Below are 19643 nucleotides of genomic sequence, written 5' to 3' on the forward strand. Positions count from 1 at the left end.
CCTTGAAAACAAGGGGAGGGGGGGAGAATTGGAGAACGTGGGCAAGCGTGGCCTGAGGGGCACGAAAGCCCCTGTCGATGGCGCCGATGGGCGCCATTCGCGCAATATGGGAAACTTCGCCTTGAAACCTTAGTCCGAAAGTCTTGATTCAAATCAAGGGCGCGACGGTTAGTCTCATTCTAAAGCGTGGACATGGGGCGGCCCGAACGGTATCCATTCACGACCACGAATGCGGCCCCTTAGACCGTATAAGTGCCGCGCCGAACGCGGCCTCTGCAAGATGAAGGAAGGAGATACCGGTGGACTACACCGCGAAGCTCGACGAAGCCCTGGACCGTCTTCACGCCGAGGGGCGCTATCGCACCTTCATCGACATCGAACGCAAGAACGGCCGTTTTCCGCATGCCACCTGGCGCAAGCCGGACGGCAGCGAGATGCCGATCACCGTCTGGTGCGGGAACGACTACCTTGGGATGGGCCAGCACCCGGTTGTGCTTGCTGCCATGCACGAAGCCATCGACGCCACCGGTGCCGGCTCGGGTGGCACGCGCAACATCTCGGGCACGACCGTCTATCACAAGCGGCTCGAGGCCGAGCTGGCAGATCTGCACCAGAAGGAGGCCGCGTTGGTCTTCTCCTCGGCCTATATCGCCAATGACGCGACGCTCTCGACACTGCCGAAGCTCTTTCCCGGGCTGATCATCTACTCGGACGAGCTGAACCACGCCTCGATGATCGAGGGGATCAAGCGCAATGGAGGCGCCAAGCGCATCTTCCGGCACAATGACGTGCAGCACCTGCGCGAGCTGTTGGAGGCGGATGATCCCACCGCGCCCAAGCTGATCGCCTTTGAATCGGTCTACTCGATGGACGGCGACTTCGGCCCGATCGAGGCGCTCTGCGATCTCGCCGACGAGTTCGGCGCGCTGACCTATCTCGACGAGGTGCACGCGGTGGGCATGTACGGCCCGCGCGGCGGCGGTGTGGCCGAGCGCGACAACCTGCTGCACCGGCTCGACATCATCAACGGCACCCTCGGCAAGGCCTTCGGCGTCTTCGGCGGCTATATCGCCGCGTCCGAAAAGATGTGCGACGCCGTGCGCTCCTACGCGCCGGGCTTCATCTTCACCACTTCGATTCCGCCGGCGGTGGCGGCAGGGGCGGCGGCCTCGATTGCCCACCTCAAGCAGGACCAGGCGCTGCGCGAACGGCACCAGACCCAGGCGAAGATCCTCAAGCTGCGGCTCAAGGGGCTGGGCATGCCGATCATCGACCACGGCTCGCACATCGTGCCGGTGATCGTCGGCAACCCGGTGCACACCAAGAAGCTGTCGGACATGCTGCTCCAGGGCTACGGCATCTACGTGCAGCCGATCAACTTCCCGACCGTGCCGCGCGGCACAGAACGGCTGCGCTTCACCCCCTCGCCGGTGCATGGTCCGAACGAGATGGACAAGCTGATCCAGGCCATGGACGCACTGTGGTCGCATTGTGCGCTCAACCGGCAGGAACTGAGCGCCTGAACCGCGCAGCCCGTCGCGATCTTCGGCGCTAACGCTGCGCCATTGTGGCCCCGCGGTTTCCAAAATCGCGGGGTCTTGCTTTGTTCCGGAACCGGCCGCTGGGGAATGGGGAAAAGCCACGCATCCTGCGCAGAAGGGCGCCGATGACCCCCTGATTTTGTGTAATTTCAGTTGTTCTGTGCTAACGTAGCCTCAATAAAGGCCGCGACCCGAATCGCGAGCCCGTGATTTGGCAGGCGCAGTCTGAGACGGTGGAGCACAAGGCGGAACGCATGATTGGGCGTAATTCCCCTCGCATGTCCGAAGACGAAATGAACGCGGACGAAGGTCCGCGCGGCTTCGACGACTTCACGCTCGAGCTTGGCGATGTCATGCGCGGCGAGCGTGCCACCATGGGTAAATCGCTGCTCGACGTACAGCGCGAGCTGCGCATCAAGGCCAGCTACATTGCCGCGATCGAGAATTGCGATCCCTCGGCCTTTGACACGCCCGGCTTCATCGCCGGCTACGTGCGTTCCTATGCCCGCTACCTCGGCATGGATCCCGACGAATGCTACCGGCTCTTCTGCGAGGAGAGCGGCTTTGCCGTCGCCCATGGCATGTCCGAGAAGGCCTCGACGATCCGCAAGGGGCAGGGCAACCTGCCGGCCCCGGCGGCCCGCGACATCTTCGAACAGCCCCGCATGCCTTTCGTGCCGGCCGGCGACTCCTTCTTCTCGCGCATCGAGCCGGGTGCCATCGGCTCGCTGCTGGTCCTGATCGCCCTGCTGGGCGGCATCGGCTACGGCGGCTTCGCGGTCCTGCGCGAGGTGCAGCGGGTGCAGGTCGCGCCAGTGGACCAGACGCCGCTGGTGCTGAGCGATCTCGATCCGGTGCAGGCCACCGTTACGCCCCCTTCGGAGGGCTCCGAAGATTTGGCGAGCGCCGATGGCGCGGGTCCCTTCTCGCCGCCGTCGAACGAGGCGCTTGACCGGCTCTACCGGCCCAAGGCGCTGGACGTTCCGGTGCTTGTTGCCCGCGATGCGCCGATCTCCTCGCTGGACCCGGCAACCGTGGGTGCTTTTGCCCAAGCCGAGCGCAACCAGCTGCCGCAGGTGGACACCGCCTCTGCCGAAGCCGAGATGCAGGTGGCCGGCCTTCCCGCGCCGCTGCCGATGCAGACCGCGCTCGACGCGAAGACCGTCACGCTGGTCGCCGTGCGCCCCGCGTGGGTGCGCGTGCGCGGGGCGAATGGTTCCGTGCTTTACGAGCGGGTGATGGAGCCGGGCGACACCTGGACCGTGCCCGAGGGTCAGACCGAGGCCAGCCTCACCGTCGGCGAGTCGGGGGCGCTCTATCTCGCCACCAACGGCCAGACGCTTGGCCCGCTTGGTCCCAAGGGGCAGGTGACCCGCGATGTGGCTCTGCTGCCCGAGGTGGTGAGTGCCGCCTACAAGCCCGCAGAGCCCGCGAAGGACGGCGACCTGCAACGCGTTCTGGCAAAGCTGAACGAAACGCTGGTTCCCGCAACCGCACAGAGCCAGCTTGCGCAGGCTGCCCCCTCGGTGAGCCAGCCCGGCGCGCCCAAGGTGCTGCAGGACAGCGCCCCCGGCGTGACGATGATCGCGGTGCGCCCGGCCTGGGTGCGGGTGCGTTCGGCGGACGGCTCGGTGATCTTCGAGAAGACCATGCGTGCGGGCGACACCTGGACGGCCCCGGCCATGCAGGATCCCGCCAACGTGCGGGTCGGCGAATCCGGTGCGGTCTACTTCGCGGTGAACGGGCAGACCTATGGCCCGGTCGGCGCGGCGGGCACGGTGACCAAGAACCTGCCGCTGTCGGTCGAGCATCTGACCACGGCGTTCAAAGTCGCCGATCTCAGCCGCGATGCGGATCTGTCGCGGGTCGTGGCCGAGCTGAGCAGCGACCTGACCCAGACCGACTGAGCCCACCCTCACGCCTTTGCGCTTTTGCATCTGCACTCTGACGCCGCTGGCCTCTGGCTTCATCCGGCCGCGAAGGCTATGTTGAGGCCGAATACCAACGTATGCCCTCAGGAGGCGTCCATCTCATGAGCCACAACCCGATCCGCCCCTGGCGCAGCATCGAGCGCCGCAAATCCCGGCAGATCATGGTGGGCAACGTGCCGGTGGGCGGGGATGCACCGATCTCGGTGCAGACCATGACCAACACCGTCACCACCGACATCCGCGGCACCATCGAGCAGGTACAGCGCGCCGCCGAGGCGGGGGCTGACATCGTGCGCGTCTCGGTGCCCGACGAGGCCAGCTCGAAGGCGCTGAAGGAGATCGTGCGCGAAAGCCCGGTGCCGATCGTCGCCGACATCCATTTTCACTACAAGCGCGGCATCGAGAGCGCTATTGCCGGCGCCGCCTGCCTGCGCATCAACCCCGGCAACATCGGCAGCCCCGAACGCGTGCGCGAGGTGATCGCCGCCGCCCGAGACAACGGCTGCTCGATGCGTATCGGCGTGAACGGCGGCTCGCTGGAAAAGCACCTGCTCGAGAAATACGGCGAGCCCTGCCCCGAGGCGATGGTCGAGTCCGCCCTCGATCACATCCGCATTCTCGAGGACAACGACTTCCACGAGTTCAAGATCTCGGTGAAGGCCTCGGACGTGTTCCTCTCGGCCGCCGCCTACATGGGGCTCGCCGAAGCCACGGACAAGCCGATCCATCTCGGCATCACCGAGGCGGGCGGGCTGACCTCGGGCACCATCAAGAGCGCCATCGGCCTTGGCCAGCTCCTCTGGATGGGGATCGGTGACACGCTGCGCGTCTCGCTCTCGGCCGATCCGGTCGAAGAGGTGAAGGTCGGCTACGAGATCCTGAAATCCCTCGGCCTGCGCCACCGTGGCGTCAACATCATCTCCTGCCCGTCCTGCGCGCGGCAGGGTTTTGACGTGATCAAGACGGTCGAGGCGCTGGAACAGCGGCTCGAGCACATCAAGACGCCGATGTCGCTGTCGATCATCGGCTGCGTGGTGAACGGACCGGGCGAGGCGCTGATGACCGATGTCGGCTTCACCGGCGGTGGTGCGGGCTCGGGCATGGTCTATCTGGCGGGCAAGGCCAGCCACAAGATGTCCAACGACCAGATGATCGAGCACATCGTCGAGGAGGTCGAGAAGAAGGCCGCCCAGATCGACGCCGCGGAGGCCGCCAAAGCACGGGCCGCGGAGTAGGGCCGGTGCGGCAGCCCGGCGCCTTGGGTGGGATAATCCCGCCTTCCGGCCAGCTGCTGGACTTTACCGAGGTGCGGGCGCTCGAGGGAATGCGGCGCTCGCAGGGGCTTCTCAGCATCGTCATGGTCGCCGGTGCCACCCTCGCCATCTGGGCCCTGAAGGACGTGCCGCTGCTGTTGCCCTGGCTCGGGGTGATGCTGCTGAGCTTCGGCGTGCATTCCTACACCGTTCACGCACTCCCGGAGCAGGGATACCGTCGCCAGCTCCTGCTGCCGATCGCGACGCTGGTGCTGTCGGGGATCGCCTATATCGCCGGGGGGGATGATCCTCTGGGCGGAGGGTGAGCCAAGCCTGCGGATCCTGTCGCTGCTTTTCATCTTCGTGGCGCTGCTCAACACTCTGACCTACCGGGTGCGGATGCGGCTCTTGCTGGTGCTGGACCTCGCGCTGATGGGGGCAGGGGTGCTGGCGCGGGCCGGCTGGCTCTGGATCGTCGATCCCGGCACGGCGGACACCTTGCTTGTGAGCGTGGCGCTGGTGATCTGCTACCTATTCTTCGTCCGCGTGGCCTGGACCGTGATGCGCACGCGCGAGGCGTTGGACCTCGCTAGCGGCGAAGCCCTTGCGGCGGCGCGTGGCCGCGCCATGGAGCAGCTGACCGGCGGCGTCGCACATGATTTCAACAACCTCCTGACGGCGGTGCTCGGCAACATGGAGCTGGCCCGGCTGTCGCCCGTTCCGGCCGAGCGCGAAGAGCTGATGGACGAGGCCGAGCGCGCAGCACGCCGCGGCGCCGAACTGACGGCGCAGCTCCTGGCCATGGCGAGCTGCGCGCGGCTCAAGCCGGTCTCGATGTCTCCCGAAGAGGCGCTTCGCGGCCTGCCCGAGCGCGCGGCGGAGCAGCTCGGGTCCGCGCATGACCTGACGATCGAGCTCGGGCCCGAGCTGCCGGACATCCGGGTCGACGGGCCCAACCTGCAGACCTGCCTGCTCGAGCTGATCTCGAACGCACGCGATGCGATGCCGGACGGCGGGGTGATCGCGCTGCGGGTCAATGCCGCGGCACGTGTCCAGGTTCCCGGCGTCTGCTTCGAACTCAGCGATACCGGCGCCGGGATCCCCGCCGATCTCATGCCGCTGGTCTGCGAGCCCTACTTCACCACCAAGCCGGTGGGGCAGGGCTCGGGTCTCGGGCTGGCAATGCTGCGCGGCTTTGCCGAGCAGTCGGGCGGCGATTTCGAGCTTGGCACGCCGCGCTCCGGCCTCGGCACCTGCGCATGCCTCTGGTTTCCCGCCGTCGCGGACCAGGCCAAAGCCGGGCCGGGACCGACAAGCGCCGGTCCGCGGCCAAAGGCGGCGCGGGCCGCCTCTCCCGCCGAGTAGACCTCAGCTCTCTTCGCGCACCTGCTTCAGGATTTGCCGCATGCCGTCGATCGGCACGTAGCCGCGCAGCATCTGGTCTCCGAAGACGAAGGTCGGCGTGCCGCTGATCTGCAGGCGCTGCGCCAGCTCGTGGGTCTCCTGGATGCGGCGGTCGACCTCGGGGTCGCTCATCTTGGCGAGGATAGCGTCCGCATCCAGCCCCAGCGTGCTTGCCAGCTTCGACAGCACCGGCTGCGACGGTTCCTGCTTGAGCGAGATCAGCGCGTCGTGCATCTGCTTGTAGGCGTCCGGGCCCGCGACCAGCATGGTGGCGAGGGCAAAGCGGGAGGAGGTCATCGAATCCTGGCCGAGGATCGGGAATTCCTTGATGACGATGCGGATGTTGCCATCGCTCTTCACCAGCTCCTCGACCTCGGGGAAAGCCTTGCGGCAGTAGCCGCAGCGGTAGTCAGAGAACTCGACGATGGTCACGTCGCCATCCGGATTGCCGCCGAACCAGCTGTAGCCGTCGTCGAAAAGCTTGTCCGCGTTCGAGGACACCAGCTGGTCGTCAGCCGCGGCCTGCTGCTCGGCCTGCCTGGCCTCGAGCGCGTTGACCGCCTCCATGATCACCTCGGGGTTGTCGAGCAGGTACTCGCGCACCTCTGCCCGGAAGGCCTCGCGCTGCTCGGGGGTCAGCTTCTGGAGGTCGAAGTCCTGTGCCAGCGCCGGGGGCGCCATAAGGCCGGTGGCCACGGCCAGCGAAGCGGCGGTTCGGCGAAGGGCATTGCGTCGGGTCGTTGCGGTCAAGATCTTGTCTCCGTCGATCAGGGCGCCCGCTCGGGCATTGTCTCAGCGTTTCCTTGCGGCGCGTTCAGATGCGTCTAGCACATCCTGCGCGCGGTTCCACGGTGCGGATCCACGCGGCAGCAGATCCACCGCGCGTTTTGCGTGAAGTCCGGCATCCTTCATGCGCCCCTCGAGCGCGTAGCGCTGTGCCGTCGCCTCAGAGGCCATGGCGTTGTTGCCGGCGCGGGCATAGGCAACCGAGAGGTCGCGCAGGATGCGCGGATCGGCCCAATCCCGGCCACGCGCCTCCTCCAATGTCTTCAGCGCTGCCGCGAATTGGCCCGAAGCAAGTTGCGCCCGGCCGAGCCCGCCGAGCACCTGCGCATTGCGCGGAGCTAGGGCGCGGGCCTGCGTGTAGACGCGGGCTGAGTCGGCGGGGCGGCGCCCCTCGAGCAGGATCTGGCCCTTGAGGTCATGGTAGTAGGGGTCCTTGGGGCGCAGTGCGATGGCGCCGTCGATGGCCCTCAGCGCGCCGGGCAGGTCGATCTGCCTGTGCCGTGCCACCGCTTCGCGCATGAATGCGATGTCGCGGCTGCCGCTGTCCTCGAGCCGCCCAAGGGTCCAGCCGGGCGCACGAAGGAAAGCCGAAAGCTTGCCGCGGGCCCGCAGGAACCAGTAGTCGGCCGTTGGGTCATTGCGCTCGGGCACCTTCGCCGCCGCGACCAGCCCCTGCGTGGCGCGGAACCGATCGCGGGTGAGCGGGTGGCTCTGCATGTAGGGATCCTGCCGGCCGACATTCAGCGCTTCCTGCCCGAGGAAGATTTCCTGCACCTGCAAAGCCCCGCGCGGATCGATCCCGGCCTGCACCAAGGTCCGGATCGAGGCGATGTCCGCCGAGCTTTCCTCGGCGCGGGTGTGGCCGAGGAAGCTGCGCAGGGCCGAGCCCTGCGCGCCGATTGCCAGCCCCGCCGCGGCCCCGGCGTTGCCGGAGGCGGCGCCCGCCGCCGCAGCCAGCACGAGACCCAGCCCTGCCGCGTTGCGCGCCGCGCGCATGTTGTCGACGCGCCGGGTGATGTGCCCGCCGGTGATATGCGCCGCCTCATGGGCGATCACCGCCTGCAGGGACTTGGCGTCGGGCAGCTTCAGGATTAGCCCGGAATTGACGAAGATGCGGGTGGTGTCCGCGACGAAGGCGTTCATCCGGTCGTCCTTGATCACCAGCACGTCGACCTGCCCGGGGCTCAGCCCTGCGGCGCGCAGGACCGGCGCGGCTATCTCGGTCAGGGCATGCTCGAGGTCGGCGTCGCGCAAGAGCGTCGCCGCACGCGCGGCGGGCGCCGCGAGCAGGATCGCGAGCGCGCAAAGCGTGGCGATGAGGCGCAGCGCGGCGCGCGGTCCCGGCATTGACCCTCCCCCGGAAGCTTCGTACTTCGCCCGAAGACGATGTGCCGAGCCACCATGGGAGAGAGACATGCGAAACTCAAGCCGGGGGGCGGTCGATCCCTTCATCGTGATGGACGTGATGGAGCAGGCGCGCGCCGCCGAAGCCGCAGGCCGCCACATCATCCACATGGAGGTCGGCCAGCCCAGTTCTCCCGCGCCCGAGGCCGCCCGCAAGGCGCTGGCCACCGCGATGGAGCGCGATGCGCTCGGCTACACGGTGGCGCTTGGCATCCCCGAGCTGCGGGCGCGCATCGCCCGGCTCTACGGCGAATGGTACGACGTCGATCTGAACCCGAACCGCGTGGTGGTCACCCCGGGCTCTTCGGGCGGCTTCATTCTCGCCTTCTCGGCGCTTTTCGACGCCGGGGACCGCGTGGCGCTCGGCGCGCCGGGCTACCCCTCCTACCGGCAGATCCTCAAGGCGCTGGACCTGCGCCCGGTCGAGGTGCAGACCGCCGCAGAAAACCGCTACCAGCTGACTCCGGCTGACCTTGCGGGGATCGACTACGAGGGCGCCATGGTCGCCTCGCCCAGCAACCCCACCGGCACGATGCTCGGCAAGCCCGAGCTTTCGGCGTTGGTCGAGGCAGTGCAAGCACGCGGCGCCGCCTTCCTGTCGGACGAGATCTACCATGGCATCGATTACGACAAGAAGCCGGTCACGGCCCTGCAGGTCTCGGACGATGTCTGCGTGATCAACTCCTTCTCCAAGTATTTCTCGATGACCGGCTGGCGGGTTGGCTGGCTGGTGGTGCCCGAGGCGCAGGTCCGGCAGGTCGAGCGGCTGGCGCAGAACTTCTTCATCTGCGCGCCCAACGCCTCGCAGGTGGCGGCGCTGGCAGCGATGGACGCGACCGAGGAGTTGCAGGCCAATCTCGCGGTCTACGCGAAGAACCGCGCGCTGATGATGGAGGGTCTGCCCAAAGCCGGCTTCGACCGCATCGCCCCGCCCGACGGCGCCTTCTACGTCTATGCCGATGTCGGTCACCTGACGGATGACAGCCGTGCCTTCGCCGCCGAGATTCTCGAGAAGGCCGGGGTGGCGGTGACGCCCGGGCTCGACTTCGATCCCGAGCGCGGCGCCGGGACGCTGCGCTTTTCCTACGCCCGTGGCACGGCGGAGATCGAGGAAGGGCTGGCGCGGCTCAAGACCTTCATGGAGACGCGGGGCTGAGATCGCTCCGGGCGTGACCTGGGCGCGCCTCGGCCACCGGGAGGCGCCCTCCATGCCACGTGCGAATCCCGCGCCGCGCTGCTAGGGTCCTTGCCAACAACAAGAAGACAGACAGGCGGATGGGCAGTTATTTCCGGATCATCACGGCAGCGGCGCTCTGCACCGCGCTTGGCATCGGCGCGCAGGCGCAGGATCTCGCGCTTGGTGGGCAGGCGCGCTTCATCGAGGGCGCTGCGGCCGATGCGGGCTGGGGCCGAGGCACGGAGCTGACGCTCTCGATCAGCCAGGGGGTGCCCTGGCGCGCCTTCACCCTGATCGATCCGCCGCGGCTGGTGCTGGACTTCCGCGAGGTCGACTGGACTGGCGCCGACCCCGATGCCATGGACCGCTCCGATGCCATCAAGTCCCTGCATATGGGACCCTTCCGCTCCGGTTGGTCGCGACTGGTGGCAGAACTTGCCGCACCCATGGTCCTCGATCGGGCCGAGATGAAGGTCTCCGAGGTGACCGGCGAGGCCAGTCTCGCCCTGCGCCTCGACCCCACCAGCGCAGAGGCCATGGCCGCCCGCTCCGGCCTGCCACGCGATCCGCGCTGGGACCTGCCCGAGCCCCGTGCCAAGGCCGCCCCGCGCCGCGCCGAGAGCGCTCCTTTGCGCATCGTGCTCGACCCGGGCCACGGAGGGATAGACCCGGGCGCACAGCGCGACGGGCACAACGAGGCCGACCTCATGCTCACCTTCGCGCGCGACCTGCGCGAGGTGCTGCGCCGCGCTGGCTATGAAGTGCTGATGACCCGCGAGGCGGATGTCTTCGTCTCTCTCGAGGGACGTGTGGCCATGGCGCATGACGCGAGCGCCGATCTCTTCCTTTCGCTGCATGCCGATGCGATCGAGCAGGGCGTGGCCCATGGCGCGACGGTCTACACGCTCGCCGACGCCGCTTCCGACGCCGCCTCGGCGGCGCTCGCCGAGCGCCACGACCGGGACGACCTGCTCGCAGGGCTCGACCTGTCGGGCTCGGACGACCGGGTGGCGAACGTGCTGTTGGACCTTGCCCGTCTCGACAACGCGCCGCGGGGCAAGGCGCTGGCCGGGCATCTGGTCGCGGGCATCCGCAACGCCGTGGGGCAGGTGCACAAGCGCCCGCAGCGGCAGGCGGGCTTTTCGGTGTTGAAGGCGGCGGACATTCCCTCGGCGCTCATCGAGGTCGGCTTCCTGTCGACAGAAGAGGATCTGCGTCACCTGCAGGACCGCGCCTGGCGCGCCTCGATGGCGGCCGGGATCCGCGACGGCATCGCCGCCTGGGCAATCGAGGACGAGGCGCTGGGGCGACTGCGCCGGAAGTAAGCGCTGATCGCAGGGAGGGCAGTTCCGAACGCCGGCGGAGGTCCTTATCTTCGCCGGTGCCTGATTGCGAGACCGTTGGTCTGGCAACGGACAAGGCTCGGAGATGAGACGGCATGGGCCACGCCATCGGCGGGCGTCCGATCTGGAACCAGTGCGCGTGATCTTGAATCTCCCAGTCTCACAAGCCCCGGAAAACGCGTGCGTCCTTGGGGCAGGCGCCGCGGAGACTTCGTCACAAAGAACGCTGCGGCAGGCCGGATTTGCGATTGCGGAGCGTTTCGCTTTGCCGTAAGACCCGCGACAGGCACCCGTAGCTCAGCTGGATAGAGCGCTGCCCTCCGAAGGCAGAGGCCACAGGTTCGAATCCTGTCGGGTGCGCCACCTTATCAATGACTTAGCGCGGTTTTTTCACCGGATGTTTCGGCTCTTGTGCCGTTACTGTGTCAAAACGATCTGCATTTTGTTCTTGCGCCGTTCCATTTTCAATCCTCGCGCGCCGATTCCCGGGGCAGTGGTGAACAGCACCAGAAAACTCTGCCCTTCGTAACAGTAGCATTGCCTCTGCCCTGTCTGCTTGCTGCAGCGCGACCTTTTGCTTCCGCTTGCACGGGAGACCGCAGTGCGCAGGTAGCGGACCTCGGGTTGGTGAGGTCCGGCCTGAAGCCACCCGGTGCTTCGGCCCACGCCGGACATTCGAACACGGCCCGCGGAACGACCGGTTCTAACCTACATCGGCCATCGATGCGGGGCGTAGCGGGTGACCACTACCTGTCCGAAGCTTCCCTCAGTTGTTGCCGCAGTGTTGCACCACGCATCGACGAAAGGGGTAAAGAAGCGGGGGATGATCTATTGCTTGAGGAGTCTGAGGTGCGAGCATGTGTGACTATCGCAGGGCATCGGCGTTTATTAGATACGTCTGTGTCGGCCAAAGCACGTGATGCCGAATACCTTTAATATCTGAAATCGTGCAATTTTTTCGGTTGAGACGACGAATGCCGTCGCTGTCAATAAGGGTGATGGAATTCTCGCTCATTGTGCCGATGCAGGTCCAATGGTCGTATCTCCCCCCGAGGCCTAGAATAACTGAACCTGGCCCATGTTCGTCCAAATGCGTAGATGTCGTTTTCCAGAAGTGCTGAAGCCCATCGGGCGGTCGGCGGAAAGCAAGTTGACGGCAGAGGCGATGGCCACGTCTGGTTCGTAGAAAGTCACTGGCCGCATCGACCAAACGGCCCAGTGGCTGAATCGTCATTCCACTACAGAGAGCATCCTCCAGCCGCCGCTCCTCTCCTAACTTGGCAATCAGCTGACGGAACAGCTCTCTCTCCTCGTCACTATCCAACCGTGTAGGTGTCAAGTTTCTTACCGAGTTGACGACTGCATATACGCCGCAGAGGCCATCGAGGTTCCCCTGAATTCTGGCCCGTGGCAAAGACTTATGTGGCATGCCTATATCCAATGAAACCTATGATGCGCACCTTAGCGCGTGCGGCAAGATGCGAGCAATCGTAGACTCTGCTGCCCATTCTGACTGGCTACCCTGCCCCTGCCACCGAGTCCCATGCCCGCAGCTACGTTGTCATAGACCCGAGCTCGCGACTGCGTAGGCTCGCCTATCGGGGAAAATTCTTCCAAAGCCAGCCCTGTTCGATCAAGTCTCACAAAGTCGGCCCTGAGTTGCCGCTATGGCTACGGATCATCGATGCGTCGCAGCTTGACTAGACTGGACTTTCGCCGCCAGAGCAGGTCAGCAGGGTGATGGTGTTTTGATCGGTGTCGGTGTTTTATGGCAATTCGCAACTTGTTCTTCCAAAGGATATTCGCTTTGACCAATGAGGAAAACTCCGTACACCCGGTCACCGCCTTTGATCACCTGGTCCGTGAAGGGCAGGAGCCGGCAAGTCACCTCATTGGGAAATTTGACTACCTCAACACGTCTGGAAGGCCGGAAGCCGATGCAGTACGTGCGCTCGTCGATCAGTGGCTAGCTGACTATCCGGCTTCTCATCGACCGGAAATGATCCGCAGACTCAGGTCCCGAAACGACATTCTACACAGCAGTTCGCTGTTCGAGCTCATGCTGCACGCGTTGCTTCTGCGGCAGGGGTTTACGGTCGTCGAAATCGAACCGGCGCTACCGAATGGCCGCTCACCGGACTTTCTCGTTGAGGCGCCAAGTGGAGCGCACTTCTATTTGGAAGCAACGCTAGCTTCGGGCATGGACAATGTCGCGGTTGGCGCGGACCGGCGGATGCGGGAAGCGCTGCAGGCGATCGACGAGGTCCAATCACCCGACTTTTTCCTTCATCTTCATACTCGAGGCACGCCGACTCAGCCGGTCGCGGTAAGCGGCCTCCGGCGGTCCTTGCAGAGCTTTGTGGATGGCCTCGACTACGAGCAGGCTGTCGCCAACGAGGAGTCTGGAATGGCAGCCGCTCCGATCTGGCAGCATGACGAGCATGGCGCCCATTTTACTATCGAGCCTGTCCCGAAGAATGTGCGGCGCATGGGCGGGCGGGCGGTCGGCAGCAGGATGCTGCCAGGCGGAGTCATCCACCCAGAAATAGCGATCAGGTCGGCGGTCAAAAAAAAAGGCCGACCATTACGGCGATGTCGATCTGCCGCTGGTAATCGCGATCAACGCACTAGAGGCATATGCTAGTATCGACGACGCAATCGACGCCCTGTTCGGCACGACAGGCGTTATTGTCCGCGAGAACTGCGAACCGCAGGTCGACCGGCATACCGATGGGGCCTGGCGCGGACCTGCCGGCGCGGCCAATACGAGGTCGAGTGCGATCCTCTTCGTTGAGCGCCTTTCGGCTTGGAGCGTCGCCCAAAGATCACTTCGCCTAGTCGTCAATCCGTGGGCTCGTAATCCTATCGGAGATATCCCGCTAAAGGTCGAGATGCGTGAAGTGATCGATGGCCGGCTGCACACGCGAATGGGACAATCGCTCCAAGAAATTTTCAATCTGCCTGAAGGCTGGCCGGAATAGGTCTAAAGAGAAGCACCTCTCGCTGGTGCCGACGCGCGCGCTAGCGCTTTCTATCGATCAGGAAATATATGTCGGAAGGCATGGGCAGTCGGCGCGATTGGCAGCTTTCAGCTCTCAATGTATTTCGACCAGGTGCGCCTTGGTTTCTCCATTAAAAGTCCGCTTCTCGCTGTGACACCATCCGCTTCGCACCGGCGACGAATGACTGGAATTCGCCCTTCGTGTCGGTGCCAGGCTTCATGCTGCGGCGAGCACGGAGGGCAGATAAGGGCTGGCTTCGGCTGAATGCCCTCGCAGTGATATCAGGCCTTCTTGCCCTTCCGGGCCGCCGCCTCGCGCGCGCTTTCCTGCCAGTCTGGATGGTGATGCCCGTAGACGTCTTGCAGCGTCTCGACCGAGGTCGAGAAGTAGCCGGCCGCGGACCAGAAGTCCGCGCCGCTTTGCAGTGCCCATGTAATCGCCGTGTGCTTCAGCGTGTGGGGCGTCACGTCCGACAGGTTGAGCTTGATCTCCTTCTTCGCCGCCATCTCCTCGGCCAGTTCTACCGCCCGGGCCCAGCCTTTGCGGATGTCGGCAACCTGGGTCCGGGTCTTCTCGCCTTTGACGATGATGGTGCGCTCGACCACGTAACGCCGCCCGCTCTTTGCCTGCCGGCGGAGCTTGGACAGATAGGGGGTGGGCAGCCGGGCCACGCCCTGCTGCTTCTTCGTCATGACCTTGCCCTGAGGCTTGCGGTAGAGCAGGCCGTTGACCGTGTCGGCGTGCCCGCCGCTGATCGACGGCGTGTCGATGTGCAGGGCGAGCATCGTCGCCTTCCGGCTGCCGGTGTAGAGCCCGCAGACGATGAAGTCGGCCAGGTGTCGGCCGTCGCTGTTGAGGTGCCGGGCCGCGCGCAGGAGCCACGCCGCTTCCTGCCGGGTGAGCCAGCGCTCCTTCGAGTCCGGCTTCGGGGGCAGGGTGACAGACGGCGCCTCGCCGATCAGATGCCCTTCCTTGGCCGCGTGCTTGAGCGCCGCCTGAAGAGTGCCCAGCTCGCGCCGCACCGTGCCGTCCGACGCCTTCTTGCCGGTGCGCTTGTGGACCCGCTGGTTCGCGTAGCGCCGGCAGAGCGCGCCCTTCACCTCGCTGACGAAGATGCCGCCCCAGAAGGGCACGAGCGCGTCGATCGCGTAGGCGATGCGGGCCGGGTCCGCGGTGTGCGGCCCGTGCTCCTCGGCATAGATCTCCAGTACCTGCCCGATCGTCAGCTCTTCCGCCCGAGTGGGACCACTGTTGCGCTTTTTCCGGTCGAGGTAGTCTTGGAGAGCGCTTTCAGCCTCTTCGCGGCGTTCAGTGCCCGTCGAGATCCGGATTCGTCCGTTGTCGGTGTCTCGGATTTCGTAGACGCCCTTCCCGCCAGGGAGTTTTCGCCAGTGGAGGCGGGGGCCTTGGGGTCGTCTTGGCATAGCTTGCAGAGCTCCTCGAGGTCGTCAGGGTGCAGCCGCACCGCGCGGCCCATTCTGATGGTTTTTCCGTGTTTGTCAGCCGCGGTCCGGAGCGAGCCCGGGGGGACGCCGAGCATGTTTGCGGCTTCGTTGATCGGCAAAAGTCTGGTCACTGCCATGTCTACAATTCCCCGTCGAAAAGCGGCAGCGCCGCTGCTTCTCGCTCTACCTGCGCCTTGGTGCGAGGACGATACCCGAAATTGACCAGGTAGTCGCGCCGGGCGGCCTGCCACGCTTTCCTCGGCCAACTGCATCCGACCCAGAACGGACGCGCGGCGTCTACGATCTTCGTACGCTCGGCAAGTGGCATGTCCTTCGGCAGGTCGCGTGTGGGATCGGCGATGATCTCTGCTGCATCTTCGCGCCAGGTCATTCCGTGCCCTCCCCATTGCATTCGTGGCAGGTCTCCCAGCTGCCGCTCTCCATGCCGACGATCTCGCCTTGGCCGCCGCAGGTCTCGCAAACCTCCGCCTCCGGCTCGCGATCATCCTCCCACGGGGCCGCGCCGCCGTAGCTGCGCTCGAACGGGTCAGGCACCCGGAAGCCGTTGTTGACGGTCATGCCGTCACCTCATCCTGCTGCTCTCTCCAAACATCGCCGATGCCCTTCGGGCGCTCCCTTCCGGATAGCGCGAGGTAGGTGGCGATACCTTCGCTGGTCAGTCCATACCCAGCGCCCGCGACCTCGCCATCTTCGGTGAAGAGGCCAGACCGGTAGTGGCAGAGACCCTTGTCGGTGAGATCGCGCAGGACTCCGCGCGCGATCTCTCTGGTTATGCCGGGGGTGACGAAGGTGCGAAGGTGGAAGTAGGTCTCGCACACGCCGAAATCCGGGATGTAGCCGGCGAACATGACGCCGAGCACATGCTCGTCGATCGCGCGCCGGGCTGCCTCGATGTCAGTCATAGAGAGCCTCCTTCGCGTTGAAGATCAGCGCCAAAATCCAGAGCGCGCAGGCGGCGCACACGAAGAGCGCGAGAGCGCCGAATGGATGGAAAAGCGCGGCGGCTAGGGTGGTCATCTGGTCAGTTCCTCCAGCTGCTCGCGCACGGCCTGGATGGCGTGGCGGAGCGCTTCGACCTGAAATGGGACGGGGTTGAACGAGAGGCGGTAGTTCCGCTCGGCGGTCTCAAGGACCGTCAGCGTGCGCCTGAGCGTCGCCTCCATGGTCTCGACCCGGTCGGCAGCAGCGCCGAGCACGAGCACCACCGTCCGGTGATGCGCGGGCCCGAGCTGAGCGGCCTCCCTGAGCCTATCCACGAAGGCGCTCAAGTTCAGTCCATCCCGAGGGCGGCTTTGTACATCTCGAGGACGGCTTCTTCCTCGGCGATGTCGTCCTTGTCGCGCTTGCGCAGCGCGATCACCTTGCGGATGACCTTGGTGTCGTAGCCGCGGCCCTTGGCCTCTGCCATGACTTCCTTCTGCTGGTCGGCGATCTCGCTCTTCTCGGTCTCGAGGCGCTCGAAGCGCTCGATGAATTGCTTGAGCTCGCCGGCGGTGACGCCGTAGGCGCCGGTTTCGTTCTGTTCGGACATGATGGTTCCTTCTTGGGTGGTCAGGTCTTCTGGTGGAATTTCTCGATCGCTCGCTGCCGGGCACGGGCCGCGGGGAGCCGCAGGAGCATGTGGACGGGGCGGATGGCGACGACGAAGATGAGGAAGGGGGTCAGAGGGTCAGTCACCTCCGCTCCCGGCACTTCATGGCGAGCTCTCGCATGGTGATCTCGACCGCGCCGGCCGCGACCGCCTTCGCACGGAGCCCCATGCCGACATCGAAGTGCTCGTCGGGGGTGCCGCGCTTCTGCAGCCACTTGCGTTGCAGGCCGATCCGGTCTGCCATCTCCAGCAGCTCTTCGGTGCTGTCCGCGATCATGTGGCTCATCTTCATATGGTGGAAGCGACCCATCTCGGTGCGGTACATGTCGTCGACGTAGACGGTCATGCTGCCATCTCCCGCTCGACCACCAGGTGCGCGCAGTTCGACCGCACCAGCGCCTCGGCCAGCGGCGGGCAGACGCTGTTCCCGACGCAGGAAACCTGCACGTCCTTCGGGAAGGCCTCGAACTCCCACTCGCCGTGCCGCCGGTGCCAGACGCCCTCGATCACGTAGTCGGACGGGAAGCCCTGTGCGTTGAAGAGCTCGCGCGGGGTGAGCATGCGCATGCCGACATCGACGATGACAAAGGACGTGCCGCCGATATCTACGGTGACGAACTCGCGGTCATCCCAGAGGCCGTGCTGGCGTAGCAGCTCGGCCACCTGGCGGGCCCGCGGCGCGTGGCTGTCGTTGAAGGGCGGGGCCGCAAGCTCGGCCTGCATCGGGCCCATGCGGTCTTTGGTGGTGACCGTGTGCATGGGCTCATGTGCCGGGGCGCCGTCACCGGTGCCGTAGTATTTTGCCAGCCAAGCCGCGACCGGTGTCTGGTGGCTGCCCGAGCTGGTGACGGTCGAGATCGGCTCATCGGCCGGTCGGCCCGGGTGAACGCCGCGCCCGTCGTTGTTCTGCTGGGCGAGGAAGGCCGCGACCGGGTATTGCTTCACGCCGCCAGCGACGATGGTATTCAGCGGCGCGGTGATGTCGAGTGCGCGCGGCGCTTGGCCTTGGCGCTCACCGTTCCCGACGTGCACCATCGTCGCGGCGATCATGCTGTTCTGATCTTTCTTGCTCGCGCAGATGGTGTGGTGGGGATCCTTGATCGACCGGCAGCGCCCGCCTTGCTGGGCGTAGGTCAGCACAGGCGCGACGATGGCGCTGTGATTGCCTTCCGCGCAGATGGTGGGGTGTGGCTGCGCCATGGGGCCCATGCGGCGCGTGGTGCCCTTCAGGCTGGCCAGCAGCGGCGCAAGGACGCCGAGCGGTGCCGCGCCGCCCGGGCGCTTGAGGTAGCTGTTGGCGGTCACGGTGGGGAGCGTGGCGGCGATGTCGCTGCCGGTGGCTCCGGTCATGAACTTGGCGATGGACGGAGCGATAAGCGTCAGCCCTGCGCCGCCCGCCGTCACGGTGTGGGCGGGCTCGGTGACGCCTTGCCACGGCTTCCGGCTGTTGCGCATCGTGGCCATGACGGGCGCGACCACGGCATGCGAGATGCCGCCCGCCGTGACCACGCCGTGTGGCTCGGTCAGCGGGTATTCCCGGCGTCCTCCGCTGTCGCCGTGTGCGATGCTCACCAGCGACGGGATGACCAGTGCCTTCTCGCCGCGGTTCGCGCCGGTCACGGTGCGCAGAGGATCGTCGAGATCCTCGGTCCGCGCCCCATGGGTCAGGTTGACCAGGAAGGGCCGCTCCGCGTCGAGCACGTAGCGGCGCAGCCCCTTGGCCACCCGGGCGAGGGTGTTGTCCGCGAGCGGGCGCACGGCGCGCAGCCCGTGCTTGCCCATGATCGCGGCCTTGGTGTCGAAGATGCTCGGGCAGGGCAGCGACCAGTCGATGCATTCCGCCGCGGTGCGCCAAGGCTTCAGCTTGCCCGCCTTCACCTCGTCCGAGCCCGGCGCGCCGTGGGTCGGCGCGGGCCATGCGATGGGCAGGCCGTCGAACCGGATGGCGACAAAGAGCCGCTTGCGGATCGTGGGGGCGCCGTAGTCGCAGGCGCGCAGCTCGCGGCGCTCGATCTTGCCGCCGAGCTTGCGGATCGCCTTGCACCAGGCGGCGAACGTCTCGCCCTTGCGCGCCGGGCACGGCATCAAGCCACGCTCGGTCTCGATCAGAGGTCCCCAGCCCGCGAACTCCTCGACGTTCTCCATCAGAACCACGTCGACACGCCCGCCGCTCTTCTGGATGCGCTCGATCCAGCCGGGGATGATCCACGCGAGGTCGCGGATGTTGCGCGCCACGGGCTTGCCGCCCTTGGCCTTGCTGAAGTGCTTGCAGTCCGGGCTGAACCACATCAGGCCGATGTGCTTGCCCGCGAGGTGGTCGAGCGGATCGACGCGATAGACATTCTCGGACAGGTGCAGCGTCTCGGGGTGGTTCGCCGCGTGCAGCGCCAGCGCCGCCGGGTTGTGGTTGATCGCGATGTCGGGCCCGCGGCCAAGCGCCATTTCGATGCCGGTGCTGGCCCCGCCGCCGCCGGCGAAGCTGTCGACGATCAGCGGCAGGCCGGTGAAGGCGCGGTCAGGAAGCTCGGGGAAGTCGAAGGTGTCGCGCATCAGAGCCACCCCTCGAGCCAGGCCGACGCCGCGCGGATCAGGGCCGCCAGCTGCTCAACGCCGGTTGCGATGACCCAGAGGCCCAGCAGGACCAGGATCAGGAACACTGGCACGGCGAACCACCAGCCCTCAGGGAGAAGAGGATCCTTGCGGTCCATCTCGATCTTGTCCCGAAGGCCATCACCCTCGTATTCG

General features: G+C 66.0%; 21 protein-coding genes and 1 tRNA gene. 9 read left to right on the forward strand and 13 right to left on the reverse strand.

Annotated elements, in window-relative coordinates; genetic code table 11:
• Nucleotides 1–299 precede the first annotated feature (299 nt).
• The 5 genes from hemA (at nucleotide 300) to CLG85_RS01410 (ending at nucleotide 6090) form a co-directional block, all read left to right on the forward strand.
• Nucleotides 300–1523 (forward strand): 5-aminolevulinate synthase, encoded by a 1224-nt coding sequence (hemA, locus tag CLG85_RS01390; protein ID WP_095883236.1) that lies wholly within the window; start codon nucleotides 300–302, stop codon nucleotides 1521–1523.
• A gap of 311 nt (nucleotides 1524–1834) precedes the next feature.
• Nucleotides 1835–3448 carry a helix-turn-helix domain-containing protein gene (locus CLG85_RS01395; RefSeq protein ID WP_235865453.1) on the forward strand — a complete coding sequence of 538 codons (1614 nt, stop codon included), beginning with the start codon at nucleotides 1835–1837 and terminating at the stop codon, nucleotides 3446–3448.
• A 125-nt stretch (nucleotides 3449–3573) separates the two neighbouring features.
• Nucleotides 3574–4707 carry a flavodoxin-dependent (E)-4-hydroxy-3-methylbut-2-enyl-diphosphate synthase gene (gene ispG / locus CLG85_RS01400; protein ID WP_095883234.1) on the forward strand — a complete coding sequence of 378 codons (1134 nt, stop codon included), beginning with the start codon at nucleotides 3574–3576 and terminating at the stop codon, nucleotides 4705–4707.
• Nucleotides 4708–4712: 5 nt separating this feature from the next.
• On the forward strand, nucleotides 4713–5051 hold the full coding sequence (locus CLG85_RS01405) for a hypothetical protein (RefSeq protein WP_260348306.1): 339 nt from the start codon (nucleotides 4713–4715) through the stop codon (nucleotides 5049–5051).
• Nucleotides 5029–6090 (forward strand): sensor histidine kinase, encoded by a 1062-nt coding sequence (locus tag CLG85_RS01410; RefSeq protein WP_260348307.1) that lies wholly within the window; start codon nucleotides 5029–5031, stop codon nucleotides 6088–6090. Before CLG85_RS01405 ends, CLG85_RS01410 begins: the two co-directional genes overlap by 23 nt.
• Nucleotides 6091–6093: 3 nt before the next feature.
• Here CLG85_RS01410 and CLG85_RS01415 read toward each other — a convergent pair whose 3' ends face one another.
• The gene (locus CLG85_RS01415) at nucleotides 6094–6810 is read right to left on the reverse strand and encodes a DsbA family protein (RefSeq protein WP_095883260.1); all 717 of its coding nucleotides are present in this window, start codon (nucleotides 6808–6810) and stop codon (nucleotides 6094–6096) included.
• Between the two features lie 111 nt (nucleotides 6811–6921).
• Nucleotides 6922–8262 carry a M48 family metalloprotease gene (locus CLG85_RS01420; protein WP_260348308.1) on the reverse strand — a complete coding sequence of 447 codons (1341 nt, stop codon included), beginning with the start codon at nucleotides 8260–8262 and terminating at the stop codon, nucleotides 6922–6924.
• Between the two features lie 67 nt (nucleotides 8263–8329).
• Between CLG85_RS01420 and CLG85_RS01425 the strand changes: the two genes are divergently transcribed.
• The 4 genes from CLG85_RS01425 to CLG85_RS01440 all read left to right on the forward strand — a co-directional run bounded on the left by CLG85_RS01425 (nucleotide 8330) and on the right by CLG85_RS01440 (nucleotide 13483).
• Nucleotides 8330–9475 (forward strand): pyridoxal phosphate-dependent aminotransferase, encoded by a 1146-nt coding sequence (locus tag CLG85_RS01425; protein ID WP_260348310.1) that lies wholly within the window; start codon nucleotides 8330–8332, stop codon nucleotides 9473–9475.
• Nucleotides 9476–9594: 119 nt separating this feature from the next.
• On the forward strand, nucleotides 9595–10821 hold the full coding sequence (locus CLG85_RS01430; RefSeq protein ID WP_095880541.1) for an N-acetylmuramoyl-L-alanine amidase: 1227 nt from the start codon (nucleotides 9595–9597) through the stop codon (nucleotides 10819–10821).
• Between the two features lie 304 nt (nucleotides 10822–11125).
• Nucleotides 11126–11202, forward strand: a tRNA-Arg gene (locus tag CLG85_RS01435).
• A 1444-nt stretch (nucleotides 11203–12646) separates the two neighbouring features.
• Nucleotides 12647–13483: a hypothetical protein gene (locus CLG85_RS01440; RefSeq protein ID WP_260348311.1), complete on the forward strand. Its 837-nt coding sequence runs from the start codon at nucleotides 12647–12649 to the stop codon at nucleotides 13481–13483.
• A gap of 639 nt (nucleotides 13484–14122) precedes the next feature.
• On the opposite strand, the gene CLG85_RS01445 is transcribed toward CLG85_RS01440, so the two are convergent.
• The 11 genes from CLG85_RS01445 to CLG85_RS01495 all read right to left on the reverse strand — a co-directional run bounded on the left by CLG85_RS01445 (nucleotide 14123) and on the right by CLG85_RS01495 (nucleotide 19606).
• Nucleotides 14123–15265, reverse strand: a complete 1143-nt coding sequence (locus tag CLG85_RS01445; RefSeq protein ID WP_095880539.1) for a site-specific integrase — start codon at nucleotides 15263–15265, stop codon at nucleotides 14123–14125.
• Between the two features lie 160 nt (nucleotides 15266–15425).
• On the reverse strand, nucleotides 15426–15677 hold the full coding sequence (locus tag CLG85_RS01450; RefSeq protein ID WP_095880538.1) for a hypothetical protein: 252 nt from the start codon (nucleotides 15675–15677) through the stop codon (nucleotides 15426–15428).
• Entirely contained in the window at nucleotides 15674–15865 is a 192-nt protein-coding gene (locus tag CLG85_RS01455) for a hypothetical protein (protein ID WP_095880537.1), read from the reverse strand. Before CLG85_RS01455 ends, CLG85_RS01450 begins: the two co-directional genes overlap by 4 nt.
• Nucleotides 15862–16209, reverse strand: a complete 348-nt coding sequence (locus tag CLG85_RS01460) for a hypothetical protein (protein ID WP_095880536.1) — start codon at nucleotides 16207–16209, stop codon at nucleotides 15862–15864. Before CLG85_RS01460 ends, CLG85_RS01455 begins: the two co-directional genes overlap by 4 nt.
• Nucleotides 16202–16324 carry a hypothetical protein gene (locus CLG85_RS01465; protein WP_260348312.1) on the reverse strand — a complete coding sequence of 41 codons (123 nt, stop codon included), beginning with the start codon at nucleotides 16322–16324 and terminating at the stop codon, nucleotides 16202–16204. Before CLG85_RS01465 ends, CLG85_RS01460 begins: the two co-directional genes overlap by 8 nt.
• The gene (locus CLG85_RS01470; RefSeq protein ID WP_141244409.1) at nucleotides 16321–16563 is read right to left on the reverse strand and encodes a hypothetical protein; all 243 of its coding nucleotides are present in this window, start codon (nucleotides 16561–16563) and stop codon (nucleotides 16321–16323) included. Before CLG85_RS01470 ends, CLG85_RS01465 begins: the two co-directional genes overlap by 4 nt.
• Nucleotides 16564–16577: 14 nt before the next feature.
• Nucleotides 16578–16838, reverse strand: a complete 261-nt coding sequence (locus CLG85_RS01475) for a DUF2312 domain-containing protein (protein WP_095880534.1) — start codon at nucleotides 16836–16838, stop codon at nucleotides 16578–16580.
• 20 nt (nucleotides 16839–16858) lie between these two features.
• Nucleotides 16859–16984 carry a hypothetical protein gene (locus CLG85_RS01480; protein ID WP_260348315.1) on the reverse strand — a complete coding sequence of 42 codons (126 nt, stop codon included), beginning with the start codon at nucleotides 16982–16984 and terminating at the stop codon, nucleotides 16859–16861.
• Nucleotides 16981–17244 carry a DUF4031 domain-containing protein gene (locus CLG85_RS01485; protein ID WP_095880533.1) on the reverse strand — a complete coding sequence of 88 codons (264 nt, stop codon included), beginning with the start codon at nucleotides 17242–17244 and terminating at the stop codon, nucleotides 16981–16983. The genes CLG85_RS01480 and CLG85_RS01485 overlap by 4 nt, the downstream gene beginning before the upstream one ends.
• Nucleotides 17241–19448, reverse strand: coding sequence for a DNA cytosine methyltransferase (locus CLG85_RS01490; protein WP_095880532.1), 2208 nt, complete (start codon nucleotides 19446–19448; stop codon nucleotides 17241–17243). Before CLG85_RS01490 ends, CLG85_RS01485 begins: the two co-directional genes overlap by 4 nt.
• On the reverse strand, nucleotides 19448–19606 hold the full coding sequence (locus CLG85_RS01495; RefSeq protein WP_176476449.1) for a hypothetical protein: 159 nt from the start codon (nucleotides 19604–19606) through the stop codon (nucleotides 19448–19450). The genes CLG85_RS01490 and CLG85_RS01495 overlap by 1 nt, the downstream gene beginning before the upstream one ends.
• Nucleotides 19607–19643: the final 37 nt, after the last annotated feature.

Source organism: Alloyangia mangrovi (genome assembly GCF_002300555.2).
Taxonomy (GTDB): domain Bacteria; phylum Pseudomonadota; class Alphaproteobacteria; order Rhodobacterales; family Rhodobacteraceae; genus Salipiger; species Salipiger mangrovi.